General features: G+C 62.3%; 14 protein-coding genes. 7 read left to right on the top strand and 7 right to left on the bottom strand.

Going from position 1 to position 16,511, the window contains the following annotated elements; genetic code table 11:
- The first annotated feature begins 146 nt into the window (after positions 1-146).
- On the top strand, positions 147-2,018 hold the full coding sequence (locus tag QM659_RS01660) for a peptidoglycan DD-metalloendopeptidase family protein (protein WP_415187136.1): 1,872 nt from the start codon (positions 147-149) through the stop codon (positions 2,016-2,018).
- Positions 2,019-2,269: 251 nt separating this feature from the next.
- Here the strand turns inward: QM659_RS01660 and QM659_RS01655 are convergent, their stop codons facing one another.
- The 4 genes from QM659_RS01655 to QM659_RS01640 form a co-directional block, all read right to left on the bottom strand.
- Positions 2,270-3,787 carry a malonate--CoA ligase gene (locus QM659_RS01655; protein ID WP_415187135.1) on the bottom strand — a complete coding sequence of 506 codons (1,518 nt, stop codon included), beginning with the start codon at positions 3,785-3,787 and terminating at the stop codon, positions 2,270-2,272.
- Between the two features lie 389 nt (positions 3,788-4,176).
- Entirely contained in the window at positions 4,177-4,509 is a 333-nt protein-coding gene (locus QM659_RS01650; protein WP_127077513.1) for an SMR family transporter, read from the bottom strand.
- Entirely contained in the window at positions 4,506-4,934 is a 429-nt protein-coding gene (locus tag QM659_RS01645) for a hypothetical protein (RefSeq protein ID WP_415187134.1), read from the bottom strand. The genes QM659_RS01650 and QM659_RS01645 overlap by 4 nt, the downstream gene beginning before the upstream one ends.
- A 64-nt stretch (positions 4,935-4,998) precedes the next feature.
- The gene (locus tag QM659_RS01640) at positions 4,999-5,556 is read right to left on the bottom strand and encodes an NAD(P)H-dependent oxidoreductase (RefSeq protein ID WP_303485280.1); all 558 of its coding nucleotides are present in this window, start codon (positions 5,554-5,556) and stop codon (positions 4,999-5,001) included.
- Between the two features lie 146 nt (positions 5,557-5,702).
- Here QM659_RS01640 and QM659_RS01635 point away from each other — a divergent pair, with 146 nt between their 5' ends.
- Positions 5,703-6,392, top strand: coding sequence for a TetR/AcrR family transcriptional regulator (locus QM659_RS01635; RefSeq protein ID WP_415187133.1), 690 nt, complete (start codon positions 5,703-5,705; stop codon positions 6,390-6,392).
- Positions 6,393-6,394: 2 nt separating this feature from the next.
- Here QM659_RS01635 and QM659_RS01630 read toward each other — a convergent pair whose 3' ends face one another.
- Entirely contained in the window at positions 6,395-7,351 is a 957-nt protein-coding gene (locus QM659_RS01630; protein WP_415187132.1) for an oxygenase MpaB family protein, read from the bottom strand.
- Between the two features lie 266 nt (positions 7,352-7,617).
- On the opposite strand from QM659_RS01630, the gene tig reads away from it, so the two are divergent.
- From tig to lon, 4 genes are all read left to right on the top strand, one after another.
- Positions 7,618-9,066, top strand: coding sequence for a trigger factor (tig, locus tag QM659_RS01625; RefSeq protein WP_415187131.1), 1,449 nt, complete (start codon positions 7,618-7,620; stop codon positions 9,064-9,066).
- A gap of 260 nt (positions 9,067-9,326) precedes the next feature.
- Positions 9,327-9,971 (top strand): ATP-dependent Clp protease proteolytic subunit, encoded by a 645-nt coding sequence (locus QM659_RS01620; protein WP_127077507.1) that lies wholly within the window; start codon positions 9,327-9,329, stop codon positions 9,969-9,971.
- A 279-nt stretch (positions 9,972-10,250) separates the two neighbouring features.
- Positions 10,251-11,516 (top strand): ATP-dependent Clp protease ATP-binding subunit ClpX, encoded by a 1,266-nt coding sequence (gene clpX / locus QM659_RS01615; RefSeq protein ID WP_127077506.1) that lies wholly within the window; start codon positions 10,251-10,253, stop codon positions 11,514-11,516.
- Positions 11,517-11,774: 258 nt separating this feature from the next.
- A complete protein-coding gene (gene lon, locus QM659_RS01610) occupies positions 11,775-14,210 on the top strand; it encodes an endopeptidase La (RefSeq protein WP_303485291.1) in 2,436 nt (811 codons plus the stop codon).
- Between the two features lie 74 nt (positions 14,211-14,284).
- Here lon and QM659_RS01605 read toward each other — a convergent pair whose 3' ends face one another.
- Together QM659_RS01605 and QM659_RS01600 are read right to left on the bottom strand one after the other, a co-directional pair.
- A complete protein-coding gene (locus tag QM659_RS01605; RefSeq protein ID WP_415187160.1) occupies positions 14,285-14,773 on the bottom strand; it encodes a cupin domain-containing protein in 489 nt (162 codons plus the stop codon).
- A gap of 60 nt (positions 14,774-14,833) precedes the next feature.
- A complete protein-coding gene (locus QM659_RS01600) occupies positions 14,834-15,844 on the bottom strand; it encodes an alpha/beta fold hydrolase (RefSeq protein ID WP_415187130.1) in 1,011 nt (336 codons plus the stop codon).
- Positions 15,845-16,022: 178 nt separating this feature from the next.
- Here QM659_RS01600 and QM659_RS01595 point away from each other — a divergent pair, with 178 nt between their 5' ends.
- The gene (locus tag QM659_RS01595; protein ID WP_415187159.1) at positions 16,023-16,502 is read left to right on the top strand and encodes an Hsp20 family protein; all 480 of its coding nucleotides are present in this window, start codon (positions 16,023-16,025) and stop codon (positions 16,500-16,502) included.
- Positions 16,503-16,511: the final 9 nt, after the last annotated feature.

The following is a 16,511-nucleotide window of genomic DNA, read 5'->3' as shown; positions in this document are numbered from 1 at the left end:
CAATCAGCAACCCATACGCACGGGCGCGGATCGCCGTACCGCGAGCGTTGATCCCGGGTCGCCAGGTTCATTCGATATTCGTCGATCCGTTTAAATCAATATTAAGCACTCGCACGCATAACCTAAGGAAAGTGAGGTGTGCTGCGATGAGTAAAGTAAATGCGGTGGGCAAGCGCGAGCCCTCATATGTACGCGCAGCGTTAAAGATCGGTATCGGTTGCGTCCTGTTGGGCGGATGCAGCTCCGGCGGAACCGAGCGGTTCAGTTCAACGTCATTCGGAAGCGGCTACGAGACGGCCGCCGCGCCTTCCCAAGCCGCGCCTTCGAGTGTCGCGGACGCATCGCGTCAGGGAAGCGGCTCGGCAAGCTACAGCCAGAGCGCTTACCGGCAAAAGGCCAATCAGACTCAGGCGGCCTATCAGACGCAGGCCAATTATCAGCGCCAGCCCGCCGCCACCGGATATGCCCAGACTGCCGCGTATCAGCCGAACCAGCAGGGTGGCGGCTTCCAGCTTGCGAGCGCAACTCCCCAGCAGGGCGGTTATCTTCAGGTTTCGCGCGTCGATCTGCCTCCGCTCGCGGGGCAGCAGCAGTCTTCGGCCTCGAACGGCGTGAAGACGGCGGACGGTTATGGCCGCTACAATCAGGCGCCGCTACCCGATGGCAGCTATGCGGGGCCGCGCGTCTACACGCCCTACGATGATGGGCCTCGCGATTCCACGCCCCCGGCGCCTCCGCCGCCTCCGACGGTCTATGAACCGCGTTACGAGCGCGACGCACCGCCTCCTCCTCCGCCGGTCTATAATGATCGGCGATCGGATGTCGCGCCGCCCTACGAGCAACGGCCCGCGCCGCGCTACGCCGAACCGGCACCGCGCGACTATTCACCCGCGCCGCGAGAGTACTCTTCGGCCCCCGCCGCCGGAGAACGCGATTTCTATGAGCCGCGCCGCCGCGAAGAAGCGCTTACGCCGAAGCTCGGCCCGCGCGCTGGCTCTGGCGTGAATGGAACGGAGATCAAGTCGCCGAACTCGACGGTCGCGTCGGAACGCGGCATCGGCAAGACCATCACCGTGAAGCCCGGCGACACGCTCTATTCGCTGGCGATCCGCCACGGCGTCACGGTCGACATGATCGCCCGCGCGAACGGCCTCGACCGGCACAACAACGTCCGTCCGGGCATGGATTTGCTGATCCCCGGCTCAGATCCTGCGAAGATGGCGACGGATCAGGCGCCGAAGGCTCAGCCGGTCGGTTGCCAGGGCGACGGCTGCCACGTGGTGAAAAAGGGTGAGACGGTGGCCGCCATCGCTCGCGGGTATGGGCTCACCGAGAAGCAGATTCTCGAAGCGAACCATATCCCGAACGCGCGCCTCATCAAGGTGGGCCAGACGCTTGCCATCCCTGGACGAGAAGCCCCGCGCCAGGAAATCGCGTCGAACGGCGTGAAGCCGGAAGCACCGATTGCGGAGCCGCAGCAGCGGCAGACCGCCGATGCACAAGCCGCGCCGGAGCCCGCTCATCCGCAGGTGGCCGACGCGACCAACCCGCTGAAGGCGCCGCCGACCGACGTCAAGATGACGTCCGCGCGGCAGGAGCCGACCTGCGAGGCCGCGCTTGCCAATCCACTGCCGCGCATGGGCAAAAGCTTCCGCAAGCCGGTGGAGGGAATGGTCATCGGGCAGTTCGGTCCCCAGCAGGACGGCAGCGTGAACGAGGGGCTTACGATCTCCGTGCCGAAAGGCACGCCCGTCAAGGCCGCCGAGAATGGCGTCGTAGCCTATGTCGGCGACGAGCTGCCGGGCTTCGGCAATCTGATCCTGATCCGTCATGCCGACGAGTTCGTAACGGCTTACGCCCATACGGACGAGATCATGGTCAAGAAGTGCGATGTGGTGAAGCGCGGGCAGGTGGTTGCCAAGGCCGGTTCGACCGGCGACGCGAGCCAGCCGCAGCTCCACTTCGAGATCCGCAAGAACGCGAAGCCCGTCGATCCGGCGCCGCTCCTCGGCTCGTAATCTGAAATCGCGGGTACCGGCGCAACCGGTATCCGCTCCCCGCCCGCTCTCTTCCTTCTGTCTCCGTCTTCCTTCTTTCTCCCGTCTTCCGATCCGAAATATTTCGCCGCCGTTTTCCCGTGGCAGGGAGATGGCGCGAACGCGAAGGGAAAAGCCCTTCGCCCTAAATCCCGTGACGCGCCCTGTCCCCTTCCAGTACGGCGCGCACGGGATTTTTCATTTCGACGGGTGACGCGTCGAGTCGGGTGGCATCAGCTCTTGAACAGATCCTTGTGCGTCTCGCGCAGCACGTTCTTCTGCACCTTCGCCATGGTGTTGCGGGGCAGGGCGTCGACGAAGAACACGCGCTTCGGCAGCTTGTAGTTCGCGAGCCTCACCTTCAGCGCATCGTGGATCGCCTTCTCGTCGAGGCTTCCGTCCTTCGTCTTCACGACGACCGCGACCACGCCCTCGCCGAAATCCGGGTGCGGCACGCCAATCACGGCGCTCTCGAACACGCCCGGCAGCGCATCGATCTCGCTTTCCACTTCCTTCGGGTAGACGTTGTAGCCGCCGGTGATCACGAGATCCTTGCCGCGCCCGACGATATGCACATAGCCCGACGCGTCGATCTTGCCGAGGTCGCCGGTGATGAACCAGCCGTCGCGGAACTCGGACGCGGTCTTCTCCGGCATGCGCCAGTAGCCGATGAACACGTTCGGCCCCGTCACCTCGATCATGCCGATTTCGTCGGCGCCGAGAAGCTCGCCCGTCTCCGGGTTCGCGATGCGCACCGCCACACCCGGCAGCGGGAAGCCGACGGCACCCGGCACGCGCTCGCCGTCATACGGGTTCGACGTGATCATGTTCGTCTCGGTCATGCCGTAGCGTTCGAGGATGCGGTGGCCGGTCTTTTCCTCGAAGGCGCGGTGCGTGTCGGCGAGAAGCGGCGCCGAGCCGGAGATGAACAGCCGCATGTCCTTCGTCGCCTCGCGGGAGAGGCGCGCGTCGTCGATGAGGCGCGTGTAGAAAGTGGGCACGCCCATCATCGTTGTCGCGCGCGGCAGCAGGCGGAACACCTCGTTCGGGTCGAACTTCGGCAGGAACAGCATCGACGCGCCGGAACGGAAGATCACGTTCGAGGCGACGAACAGCCCGTGCGTGTGGAAGATCGGCAGCGCGTGCAGCAGCACGTCCTTGTCCGTGAAGCGCCAGTATTCGGCGAGGGCGCGCGCGTTCGAGGCGAGGTTCTCGTGCGTCGTCATCGCGCCCTTGGAGCGGCCAGTGGTGCCCGACGTGTAAAGGATCGCGGCGAGATCGTCCGGGCCGCGCGCGATATTTTCGAAGGTTTCGGCCTTGTCGGCGGCAAGCTCGATCAGCGTGCCGTCCCCCTCGGTGCCGAGCGTATAGCAGCCCGCGACGCCCGTTTTGGTGCAAAGCGCAGGCGCGTTGGCATGCGACGGACGCGCGATGAAGACGGTCGGCTCCGCGTCGCCGAGAAAATACTCAAGCTCGGCATCGGTGTAGGCCGTGTTCAGCGGCAGATAGGCGGCACCGGCGCGGACGCAGGCGAGATAGAGGAACAGCGCTTCCGGCGACTTTTCCACCTGCACCGCCACGCGGTCGCCCGGCTTGACACCGGCCGCGACGAGAGCGTTCGCGAACCGCGCGGTCAGCGCGAGGATGTCGCGGTAACGGAACTGTCGGCCTTCACCCGTCTCCAGCGCGACCTTGTCCAGATCGGCCCAATTCGCGCTCAGCTCGGAAAATAGATGGTTTGTTCCTGACATGGTGACACGTCCTGCTGCCCTGTTTTCCAGGCTAGCAAACACGCATGACATGGCGAAACAACCACCTCCTTAAAAAGTGTTGCACGCTCTGAAGTTAGCGTGATCGCGGCAAGTGTATGCAATATAGCTTTTTGAAAGTGCGCATTGCATACATAAGGCCCGGTGATTGCGTATCGTGCATGCGACTCCCGTTTTGCGGTCCGAGCGCAATCAACCGACATCTTTCCGTGTCCGCCGCGGCAGATGTGAACGGGCCATCGATGGCCTGGATTAACCTGATCGGATCCCGCTCCGGCGATTTTTGGTTGGAGTCAGGGAACGGACGATGCCCGAATTCGGGACGGCCTGTCTCGTGAAGCGACGGTTTCCGAGGTGGCGGAACCCGGCTGTCAGGCGCGCGTCATGACCAGCGCCGCGCCGACGAAAATCAGGCCGACGCCGATCCAGCGCGTCCTTGTCACTTCCTCGCGCAGGATGAAGCGCGAGAGGATGGTGATGGCGATGAGGTTCAGGCTGCAGATCGTGAAGGCCACGCTTACATCGAGGAGCTTCAGCGCTTCGGTGTAGATCAGCGCCTCGGCGGCGAGCGCGATCACGCCGGCGGAAATCCACATGAACCAGCGCATTTTCGTCATGGTGGATTTCTTGAGGAACACCTGCCCGATGCCTTCGAGAAGAGCGCAGAGGACGACGAGCAGGATTCCGAGGGTGGTGCCGTTCATGATGCTTCGGGCCGGGATGAAAGGTTGGGTTCGCTTGTGAGCGGTTTTGTCTGGCTGATGAAGAAGACGCCCGCGATCACGAAGATCACACCCGCCACTTCAACCGCATCGAAGGTTTCGTGCAGAAGCAGCACGGACGTGACCGGCACGGAAGCGAAACTAAGCGACGCAATTGGCTTCGCATAGGAGAGATCGGCTTCACCCAGCACCATGAGCCAATTGAAGAATTGCAGCGTCATGATGGCGACGACGCCGAGAAACAGCGGATTTCCGAAAATTCCCGACACTGTCGATGATACCGAGAGGTTGACTTCCGGCGCGTCCAGAACGGCGGTCTTCCAGACGACCTGAAGCGTCGTGTCGAAGGCGATCGCGGCGATAAGCCCGATGAGGAGTTTCCACCTCAGCCTGCCGTTTATGATCATGACGGTCCTCGATAGATTGGATGCATGCCATCCACCATTATCGGGGCGATTTCAGGACGGCCCGTTAACTTGTCGATGCCTTGGCTTTCCTGAGGCGGACGAGATCGAGTTCATGCACCGCTTCGCTGACGAGATGGTCGAGGCGCGCGTTTGCCGCTTCGTCGATGATCCGGCCGCCTTCGATGGTCTTGTCGGACAAAAAGATGCCGGTGGGCAGCGTCTTTGCGCCGAAGAATCCGAACAGCGGGCGAAGCTCATGCTCGATGACAAGCGCGTGGCGGTCGCTGCCGCCAACCGCGATGAGGCCCACCGGCGTCTTGAGCAGGGCAGGGTAGGCGAGAAGATCGATCAGGTGCTTCAGCATCCCCGTATACGATCCCTTGTAGACGGGGGTGCCGACGATGAGGAGGTCCGCCTTCTCGATGGCGTCGAGCGCGCGAATCACAGGCGGCGCCGCCTCGTCGCGACAGCGGATGGCGAGCCAGGGCAGAAGTTCCGCGATATCGAGGAGCGTTTGTTCGACATCGGGCGCATCCCCGACGCGGGCGAGCGTCGCCTCGACGACAGAGCGCGTCCGCGAGGGCGAGGACACGCTTCCCGTAACACCGACGATTTTAAGCACGTCTCATCTCCGGATCGGCGTTGGCTGCGCGAGCTTCGGGGCGCGAATCATGTCACGCGGCGGTGTGGGCGCCAAGCCCATGCACGCGGTTCATAAAAAAGTCTCAGAGTCGTGTCCCATAAACTTTAGTTAAAGGAGCTTTGATATTGGTCAAGTCTGCACTGCCCGTCCTTGAAGAAAGTGCCTCGGCGCATCGCCTTCTGAAGAGCCGCTCCGACCGGCGCCGGGAGGACACGCGCCGCAAGCTTCTGAGGGCGACATATGAAATCGTCGCCGAGCGCGGCCTCGAAGGGCTTGTCATTCAGGACATTACCGCGCGGGCGGACGTCGGCTACGGCTCCTTCTACAATCATTTCCCCTCCAAGGAAGCCATCGTCAGCGCGGCAATCGAGGCGTTTCGCCTGCATACGAAGGGTATGTATGAAAACCTCGACGGCCTCACAAGCGACCGCGTCGAAGCGTTCGCCAACGATGTGCGTGTCTGGCTGCGCGTCGCGAAAACCGATCGCATGTGGGGTTGGTTCATGATCCGCGCGGTTCTCTCGGGGAATGACTTCCGCTTCGGTATCGGCGATCTTATCCGGCGAGCCGTCGCGGCGGGCATCGAAGAGGGCGTCTTCAGGCATCAGGACGTTGACATGGCGCGCGAAACCGTCGCGGGTCTCCTGCTGCTGGCGACACTGAAGCTCGTTTCGGGCGAGGTGGACGACGATTACGCCGACAGGATCATCAGCACGGCGCTTTCCGTGCTGGGCGTGCCGGATGCGAGCATTCGCGAGGTGATGGCGAAGCCATTGCCGGATGTGGCGTTGCCCGCCTTTCTCGCGGCCGCCTGACGTCAGCGCGATGCGTAAAGGAAGTCGGCCGGCAACCCGAGACGCTGGCATGACTGTACGGCAGGGCTCGAATGAAGCACGATCCGGTCGGCAAGCGCGGCTGCCTGACGAAGGATCGCGCGTTCAAAGGGGCGCAGTCCGTAAGATGGCCCAAGCCCGAGACGTTCGCGGATCCGTGGCGGCGTCAGGCTCACCGCGGCGCGCACGAACAGCGGCTGGGCGAGATAGGCGGCGGGCGTGAGTGCCCGCGACACGGGCGGCACGATGCGTGTTGTGCGCATGATGTCGAGAAACTCGAAAATGATCGGCGATGGTTCGAGGCGGGGCAGCATGGCTGCGAACGCCGCGTCAAGCTCTGCCTCGGACCGGGGCGGCAGGGTCGCGCCATAGAGGCGGGCGGCGGTCTCCCCCTCGCGGTAGTAGCGGTCCCGGTCGGCCTGCGGGATCGGCCTGGAATACGTGTGGTAGGCTTGCAGGAAGCCGTAGGCGGCTGTCGCCTGCACCCAATTGAGAAGTTCGGGATCGTCGGCGCAGTAGGGCTCGCCGCCCGGCGTCGTGCCTTTCACGCGGGCATGCATGCGTCGGACGCCCGCGATCATCGCTTGCGCGGCGTTAGCCGGACCGTAGACCGTCATCATCGCCGCGAGCCCGGTCCGGCGCAGCCGTCGCAGCGGCTGCGTGCGAAAGGAGGTGCGCTCCCACACGCCGGTACGCACGCGCGGTTCCGCGAGTTCGAGGATAACGGCCGCCACCCCGCCTATGAAGACGGTGAGCGGGTTCTTGAATACGCGCCATGAAACCTGCGTCGGCTGGCCGAGGGCCGGCTCACCGGCCGCGCGGCTGAAAACCATCGCGCGCCCGTCTTCGGGTTCGAGGAGCGCGCGGCTCGCCCGGTCGAGGCGTCTTGCGAGCGCGCCGTGGAAAAACGTTTGCGCCGTTACGGCGTTCGATCCCGACAAGGATGCTCCCGGCTTCTGAGGTTCAGCACGAAAATCGCGGCCGCATAACACCTTCAGGTCGATACGGGTCCGCGCAGCGGCGCTCCCGTGCCCGTCCAAGTGTGACCGAACATTGTGGTTTTTTCCACGGGTGCTTGATGCAGCCCTTGTGGATTGGGCTGCGATATGCAATTTCACACGATCAGATGCGGGGCGAATGCGCCCGCGGCAACGATTCCCGTTGCTTCGATAACTTCGCCGATCAACGGCCAACGAGATTCCGGACAATGCAAGTTACAGAAACTGTTTCAGACGGGCTGAAACGCCAATTGAAGGTCGTCGTGCCCGCCGCCGATCTGAAGGTGAAGGCTGAATCGAAGCTCGAAGACCTGAAATCCAAAGTGAAGCTCAACGGCTTCCGGCCCGGCAAGGTGCCGCTTGCCCATGTGCGCCAGATGTACGGCAAGTCGGTCATGGCCGAAGTGCTGGAAGAAACCGTCGGCGAATCGAGCTCGAAGGCGCTTCAGGAGCGGAACGAACGCCCCGCCTTCCAGCCCGACATCAAGCTCCCGGAAGACGCCGAGGCGGTCCAGCGCATGATCGATGGCGCGGCCGATCTCGAATATACGATGTCTTTCGAGGTGCTGCCGAAGATCGAACTCACCGATCTCAAGGCGATCACGCTGACGAAGGATGTCGCCGATCCCAAGGAAGAGGACGTCAAGGGCGCCATCGACCGTCTTCTCAAGGCGAACGTGGCCTATGAGACGAAGGATGGCGCCGCCGAGGCCGGCGACCGCCTCACCATCGACTTCAAGGGCAGCATCGATGGCGAGCCCTTCGAAGGCGGCGCTGCCGAGGATGCGTTCCTCGTGCTCGGCTCCGGCCGGTTCATCCCGGGCTTCGAGGACGGTCTGATCGGCGCGAAGAAGGGCGATCAGCGCGACGTCAAGGTGACGTTCCCGCAGGACTATCAGGCGGCGCATCTCGCGGGCAAGGACGCGGTCTTCGACGTGACCGTCAAGGACGTCGCGAAGCCTGTCGACGCGAAGGCCGACGACGAGTTCGCGAAGACGCTGGGCCTCGAATCCTTCGCGAAGCTCGAAGAAGCGGTCCGCGATCAGCTTCAGAAGGAGCTTGACGGTGCGACGCGCGCAAAGCTCAAGAAGGCGGTGCTCGACGTGCTGGACGAGCGTCATTCCTTCGAATTGCCGAATACCCTCGTGACGAGCGAGTTCGAAGGCATCTGGCGCGGCATCACCCGTCAGCTCGAACAGGCCAAGAAGACCTTCGAGGACGAAGGCTCGACCGAAGAGAAGGCGCGCGCCGAATATCAGAAGCTCGCCGAGCGCCGTGTGCGCCTCGGCCTTGTGCTCTCCGAGATCGGCAATCAGAACGAGATCAAGATCCTCGATGAGGAAATTCGCCGCGCCGTCATCGACCGCGCCCGCCAGTTCCCTGGACAGGAACGCGAGGTCATCGAGTTCTATCGCAAGAACCCGAACGCGCTGAACGAACTCCGCGCACCGGTCTACGAGGAAAAGGTCATCAACTTCGTCCTCGAACTCGTGAAGACGGAGGAGAACAAGGTTTCTCCCGAAGATTTGATGAAGTCGCTGGCGGAGCTTGAGCGCGAGCAGGCCCTGCTGGACGGTGGCATCGAAGAGGAACACGAGCACGTGCATGGTCCCGATTGCGATCACGATCACGACCATGCCGGGCACAAGCACGGCTAAGGCAGCGCCGCGCAAGTTTTCGCGCGGATGATGCCGGACGGATCGTGATCGCGTTGATGACAACGGGATCGGCTTTCGAATGAGCGCGCGCTACCGACCGGTTGCGCTCCCGCTCAAATCATCCCATGTTTGGTGTGGCACCTCGTGTGCCGCACCAAATTCACAAGCCACCGGCTTCGGTCGCGCCCGCGCCTCGCGTGCTGCGGGCTCTCCCCAGAACGAAGTCATCTTCGGCTCTCATCACGGCCTGGAGTAACGCCATGCGCGATCCCGTTGAATTCTATACAAGCCAGCTCGTTCCCATGGTCGTCGAACAGACCAACCGCGGCGAGCGCGCCTTCGACATCTATTCGCGCCTTCTGAAAGAGCGCATCATCTTCCTGACCGGGGTCGTCGAGGACAACATGGCCTCGCTCGTGATCGCGCAGCTTCTGTTTCTCGAATCCGAGAACCCGAAGAAGGAGATCAACATTTACATCAATTCGCCGGGCGGCCATGTGACCTCCGGCCTCGCCATGTACGATACGATGCAATTCATCCGCCCGCCCGTTTCCACGCTTTGCGTCGGTCAGGCGGCGTCGATGGGTTCTCTGCTGCTTGCCGCGGGCGAGCCCGGCATGCGCTGGGCGCTGCCGAATGCGCGCGTGATGGTTCACCAGCCTTCGGCCGGTTTCCAGGGGCAGGCGAGCGATATCGAACGGCACGCCGAGGACATTCTGAAAACCAAGCGCCGGCTTAATGAAATCTATGTCAAGCACACAGGGCAGCCATACGAAGTCATTGAACGCACCCTGGACCGTGACCACTTCATGTCTCCAGAACAGGCGAAAGCGTTCGGCATTATCGACGACGTTCTGACGAAGCGCGCCGCCGCTGAAGAAACAGGAAATCCGGGACGTTCGTGACCGACCTAGAGCTTCACGGGCACGTTCGAAAGTCCGGGTATGATTTTTAACGGACTGGAAAGTATAAGCAGTCCAACGTCCCAGACGGCCTTCGGGCAGAGTTGCGAATCGAAGCTATGGACAATCGCCCCAGAAGCCGTAAGACTATGGGGAAGCATGCGAGGAGGGCGGTGGATCGCTGGCTTTGCGGGTGCGGAATAAACCGGGAACGGTTGTTCTGGTCATCAGTCGGGCACAATCCATCGCCACATTCTGGCATGTGGGTGCTAAGGTAGGTCAATGACGAAAGAAAGCAGGGGTCACGACTCCAAGAATACGCTCTACTGCTCGTTCTGCGGCAAGAGCCAGCACGAAGTCCGCAAGCTTATTGCAGGGCCTACGGTGTTCATTTGCGACGAGTGCGTCGAACTCTGCATGGATATCATTCGCGAGGAGAACAAAAACTCCTACGTGAAGTCCCGCGACGGGGTTCCGACGCCTCAGGAAATTTGCACGGTCCTCGACGACTACGTGATCGGCCAGGACTATGCGAAGCGCGTTCTTTCGGTCGCCGTCCATAATCATTACAAGCGCATCAATCACTCCGCGAAGAACAACGACGTGGAGTTGGCGAAGTCCAACATCCTGCTGATCGGCCCGACCGGTTGCGGCAAGACGCTGCTCGCGCAGACGCTCGCGCGCATCCTCGACGTGCCCTTCACCATGGCGGATGCCACGACCCTGACCGAGGCGGGCTATGTCGGCGAGGATGTCGAAAACATCATCCTGAAGCTGCTTCAGGCGGCGGATTACAATGTCGACCGCGCGCAGCGCGGCATCGTCTACATCGACGAGGTCGACAAGATCAGCCGCAAGTCGGACAACCCGTCCATCACGCGCGACGTGTCGGGCGAGGGCGTCCAGCAGGCGCTGCTCAAGATCATGGAAGGCACGGTTGCCAGCGTTCCTCCGCAAGGCGGCCGCAAGCATCCGCAGCAGGAGTTCCTGCAGGTCGACACGACGAACATCCTGTTCATCTGCGGCGGCGCGTTCTCCGGCCTCGAAAAGATCATCGCTCAGCGTGGGAAGTCGAGTTCGATCGGTTTCGGCGCCAAGGTGTCCTCGGAGGACGACCGGCGCACGGGAGAGATCCTGCGCGGCGTGGAGCCTGAAGACCTGCTGAGGTTCGGTCTCATCCCGGAATTCATCGGGCGCCTGCCGGTTCTGGCAACGCTTGAGGATCTCGACGAAACCGCGCTTGTGAAAATCCTGTCCGAGCCCAAGAACGCGCTCGTGAAGCAGTATCAGCGCCTCTTCGATATGGAAGGCGTGCAGCTCACGCTGTCCAACGAAGCGCTCAAATCCGTCGCCCGCAAGGCTATCGAGCGCAAGACCGGCGCAAGAGGTCTCAGGTCGATCATGGAAGCGATCCTGCTGGACAGCATGTTCGAGCTTCCCAGCCTGAAAGGCGTCGAGGAAGTCGTGATCAGCCCGGAAGTGATCGAAGGGAACGCCAAGCCCTTGCGGATTTACGCCGAGCGACTAGATGAATCATCGAGTGCCTGATGACACGGTTTGTTAACCGCAAGCCCGTCTCAGCCTATTTTCATCGGACCCCACCAAGCACAGGCAGCGCCGTTATCGGCGCTCCCTTTACTGCGGCCATTAACGTCTTGATAACTGCGCTATGGACTGACGGCTTATCCGGCATGTACTGTCGGATGAGCAGCGGCGAGACGCGGGTGGCGGCCATAAGGCCGGGATCTCCGGCTGCTACAGGATGATGACAGCGGGCCTTTGCGCTGTCGGATTGAGGAGAGCGACATGACGAATCCAACCGACAATCCCAGGGCGCCGGGCAAGGGCGAGATCTTTCCGGTGCTTCCCCTTCGGGACATCGTCGTTTTCCCATACATGATCGTTCCGTTGTTTGTGGGGCGCGAGAAGTCCATCAATGCGCTCGACGAAGTGATGCGCACCGACCGGCAGATCCTGCTCGCCGCGCAGAAGAACGCGGGCGACGACGATCCGGAGCCCGACGCCATCTACACGATGGGCATGCTCGCGACCGTGCTTCAGTTGCTGAAGCTGCCCGACGGGACCGTCAAGGTGCTGGTGGAGGGGACGACCCGCGCGCGCATCAAGGATTTCGTTCCGAACGACAATTACTTCGAGGCGGAAATCGAGCGCATCGAAGAGACGCTCGGCAATCAGGACGAGATCGAGGCGTTCGCGCGCTCGGCGATCAGTCAGTTTGAAAACTACGTCAAGCTGAACAAGAAGATCTCTCCCGAGGTTCTGAGCACGCTCAACCAGATCGACGATTATTCGAAGCTCGCGGACACCATTGCTTCCCACCTCGCGATCAAGATCGGCGACAAGCAGGAAATCCTTGAGCTTCTGTCCGTGTCGGAACGGCTTGAACGCGTCTTCACGCTCATGGAGAGCGAAATCTCGGTGCTTCAGGTCGAGCGGAAGATCCGCAGCCGCGTGAAGCGCCAGATGGAGAAGACCCAGCGCGAATATTACCTGAATGAGCAGATGAAGGCCATTCAGAAGGAACTCGGCGATTCCGACGAGCGCGACGATATCTCCGAGTTCGAGGAGAAGATCGAGAACACGAAGCTTTCGAAGGAAGCGAAGGACAAGGCCGTCGCCGAGCTGAAGAAGCTCAAGCAGATGAGCCCGATGTCGGCCGAAGCGACGGTGGTGCGCAATTACCTCGACTGGCTGCTTTCCATCCCGTGGGGGGTGAAAGGCAAGGTAAAGAAGGATCTCGAAGAAGCGCAAGCCGTGCTCGACGAGGATCATTATGGTCTTGAACGCGTGAAGGACCGCATCGTCGAGTATCTCGCGGTGCAGAAGCGCACGAACATGCTCAAGGGCCCGATCCTGTGTCTCGTCGGCCCTCCGGGCGTCGGCAAGACCTCGCTCGGCAAGTCGATCGCGAAGGCGACGGGCCGCGAGTTCGTGCGCATGTCGCTCGGCGGCGTCCGTGACGAGGCGGAGATCCGCGGCCATCGGCGCACCTATATCGGCTCGATGCCCGGCAAGGTCATCCAGTCGATGCGCAAGGCGAAGAAGACCAATCCGCTCTTCCTCCTCGACGAAATCGACAAGATGGGCATGGATTTCCGCGGCGATCCGGCATCCGCGCTGCTTGAGGTGCTGGACCCGGAGCAGAACCACGAGTTCAACGATCATTACCTCGAAGTCGATTACGACCTCTCGAACGTGATGTTCGTCACGACCGCGAACACGCTCGACATTCCGCCCGCGCTTCGCGACCGTATGGAGATCATCCGGCTCGCGGGCTATACGGAAGACGAGAAGCTCGAAATCACGAAACGCCATCTTCTGCGCGGCCAAATGGAGGCCCACGGCCTTCAGCCGGGCGAATGGACGGTCGATGACGATGCCATCGTCGAGGTCATCCGCCGCTACACCCGCGAGGCGGGCGTGCGCAGCCTTGAGCGAGAGATAGCCAAGCTTGCCCGCAAGGCCGTGAAGCTGATCGAGAGCGGCAAGCAGGTGAAGGTGCATGTCACGCTTGAAAACGTGCACGATTTCCTCGGCGTGCAGAAATACCGCTATGGCGAGGCCGAGCTTGAGGATCAGGTCGGCGTCGTGACCGGTCTCGCCTGGACGGAAGTCGGCGGCGAGTTGCTGACCGTCGAAGGCGTCATGATGCCTGGCAAAGGCCGCATGACCGTCACGGGCAATCTGCGCGACGTGATGAAGGAGTCGATTCAGGCTGCGAACGCCTATGTGCGCAGCCGCAGCATCGCCTTCGGAATCGAGCCGCCGCTGTTCGACAAGCGCGACATCCACGTGCACGTGCCGGAAGGCGCAACGCCGAAGGATGGCCCCTCGGCGGGTGTGGCGATGGTCACGGCCATCGTTTCGATCCTTACGGGCGTTCCGGTTCGCCGCGACGTGGCCATGACGGGCGAGATCACCCTGCGCGGTCGCGTTCTGCCCATCGGTGGCCTCAAGGAGAAGCTGCTTGCGGCTCTTCGCGGCGGCATCAAGCGCGTCATCATTCCGGAGGAGAATGCGAAAGACCTCGCGGAAATCCCGGATAATGTGAAGAACGCGCTCGAAATCATCCCGGTGGCGCGGATGGACGAGGTGCTGGCGATTGCGCTCACCCGCAAGCTCGATCCCATCGAATGGGACGAGGCCGCCGCGCTTGCCGCCGCGCAGATCAAGGAGATCGGCCAGACATCGGTTGCGGATGGCAGCGGCCTGCCGCACTGATGCCCGACTGCTGAAAAGTCAAAGTGCGAAGGACGAGGCCGCCGCCTCGTCCTTTTCTTTTTATCGGCTCCGGTTCAGAGCGTCTGCGGCGACCAGTCGGGGGGCGCGAGTTCAAAGCCTTCGAAGCTGAACGCCGGAGCCACGATGCAACTCACCAGCGTCCATGCGCCAAGGCTCACCGCCTCCTGCCAGGCGAAGGCCGGAACGACGCCCTGAAACGCTTCGCCGCCGCCCGCATTCGGGCCAAGGGTGATGGTTGCGCGTCTTCCGTCGGCGTGGGCTATGCCAAGCGCCAGCGGTGCGCCAGCCTGCCAGATCCAGATCTCCGCCGCATCGACGCGATGCCAATGCGACCGCTCACCCGCAGCCAGCAGGAACAGGATCGTGCTTGCTGCTCCCCGTCTATCGGCTTGCGGGGCGTCGTCGACTTGGGGCTCGTCCCGCCACAACTCGCGATAATGGCCGCCCTCGGGGTGTGGCTTCAGATCGAGCGCCGCGCGAGCCTGATCGGCGGTCAGCATGGGGTCGCGAAAATCGGCTTGCACACTCGTCATCGGAACCATCGGCATGTTGGCAATCGCGTTCGAGACAGGACTTTCGAAGCGTCCCAGCGTCGGCACAGGTCACAGAGCGATTTCAGCTTGTTCGAGCCGTCGTGGAAGCAGCGTCGAGCCCGGAATGTAGGCGTCGAATGCGGCCCAGAACTGTCCGCGAAGCTGATCGCGCTCCATGAGGATCTCATGGTGCGCGCCCGGAATCACGATGAGGCGGCAGTTCTTGACGCGGCTTGCGAAACGCTCCATGGCGGCGTTGGACACGATTTGATCGTTGCCGGCCGCGAGCATGAGGGTCGGCACGCGGATGCTCTCCATGAAGGCGGTCGAGGCGAGCGTCGCGATAGAAGCGCACGCGGCCTGCACCCAGCCGATGGTCGGCGCGCCGATGCCAAGCTCCGGGGCGGCGCGGAGCACGTCCTGCGCGCGCTCGTATCGAAGTCGATCCGACGTCAGCGGGTTGCCCTCGAACGGCGCACGCTCCCAAAGCTTGTCCTTCCCGCCGGGTATGAAACTGTCGCCGAAGCCCAGCAGCGTCAGCGCTTCCGCCGCAGCGCCGATGCCTCCCTTGCGCTTTTCGGTCTGTGCGAAATCGATCATCGGCGCGGTAAGAACGATGCGATCCCACCAGCACACCTTCGTCTGAGCGAGACGCAGCACGAGATGTCCGCCCATCGAATGCGCGAGGCAGTAATAGGGCGGCGGACAATCGGGCAGCACGATGCCCGACATGAAGCGGCGAACGTCGTCGTCGAACTGCGCGAAGTTTTCGACGTGCCCCTTGGAACGGTTCCTCAGCATGCGCGATGAGCCGCCCTGTCCGCGCCAGTCCATGGTCGCGACGGCGAAGCCCCTGCGGCGCAGGTCGCCGATGGTCTCGAAATATTTCTCGATGAACTCCGTGCGGCCGTGGAAAAGACAGACCGTGCCGATGCGCCGCTCCGCCGTCGTGTCCCACCGCGCATAGCGGATCTGCAAGCCGTCGCGCGTGGCGAAGGTGCCGCAGATGGCGCCGCCAGGGACGGGATTGCGGGTGATTCCGGCCAATTCGGCCGAGAGTGAGGGCGCCTTAGTCGCCATGTACGGGCGGTCCTTGCTGTTCGTGGAAAAACTCTACCGCATGCGCACTGCGCTGCTCAAGCACCCCTTGACAGCGAAGATGTCCGAAATAAATTTATGGGTGCAGGCCAGTCGGCTGCAAACCTACACTCCGGCCTTTAAGGCGGAGGAAACTTCTCGCTTGATAAGGAGAAAACACATGCGTCGTCTTGATCTATCCCCTCTGTATAAGTCCGCGATCGGCTTCGATCACCTTGCCAATGTGCTTGACCAGCTCTCTGGTCTCGAAAGCGAAAGCGGCTTCCCACCCTACAACATCGAACGTCTGGGCGAAAATGTCTATCGCGTTACCATGGCAGTCGCCGGTTTCGGTGAGAACGACCTCTCCATCGACGTGAAGGAGGGTACTCTTACCATCCGCGGCGAAAAGAAAGGTGAAGCCGCCAACCGGGCCTACATTCATCAGGGCATCGCCGCGCGCAATTTCGAGCGCCGTTTCCGGCTTGCCGATTACGTCGAGGTGTCCGGTGCCGCGCTTGAGAACGGACTTCTGCACGTCGATCTGAAGCGCGAATTGCCTGAGGCCATGAAGCCGCGCACGATCCAGATCACGAAGGGCGCTCCCCAGCCCCGCGTGATCGAGGGCGATGCGGCCCGCAAGGTGGAGGCGGCTGCGTAACGCAGCCCC

Source organism: Rhodomicrobium sp. (assembly GCF_047605405.1).
Classification (GTDB): Bacteria; Pseudomonadota; Alphaproteobacteria; order Rhizobiales; family Rhodomicrobiaceae; genus Rhodomicrobium; species Rhodomicrobium lacus.
The sequence above is the reverse complement of the archived record's forward strand: the minus strand, read 5'-3'. Positions and strand labels throughout refer to the sequence as shown.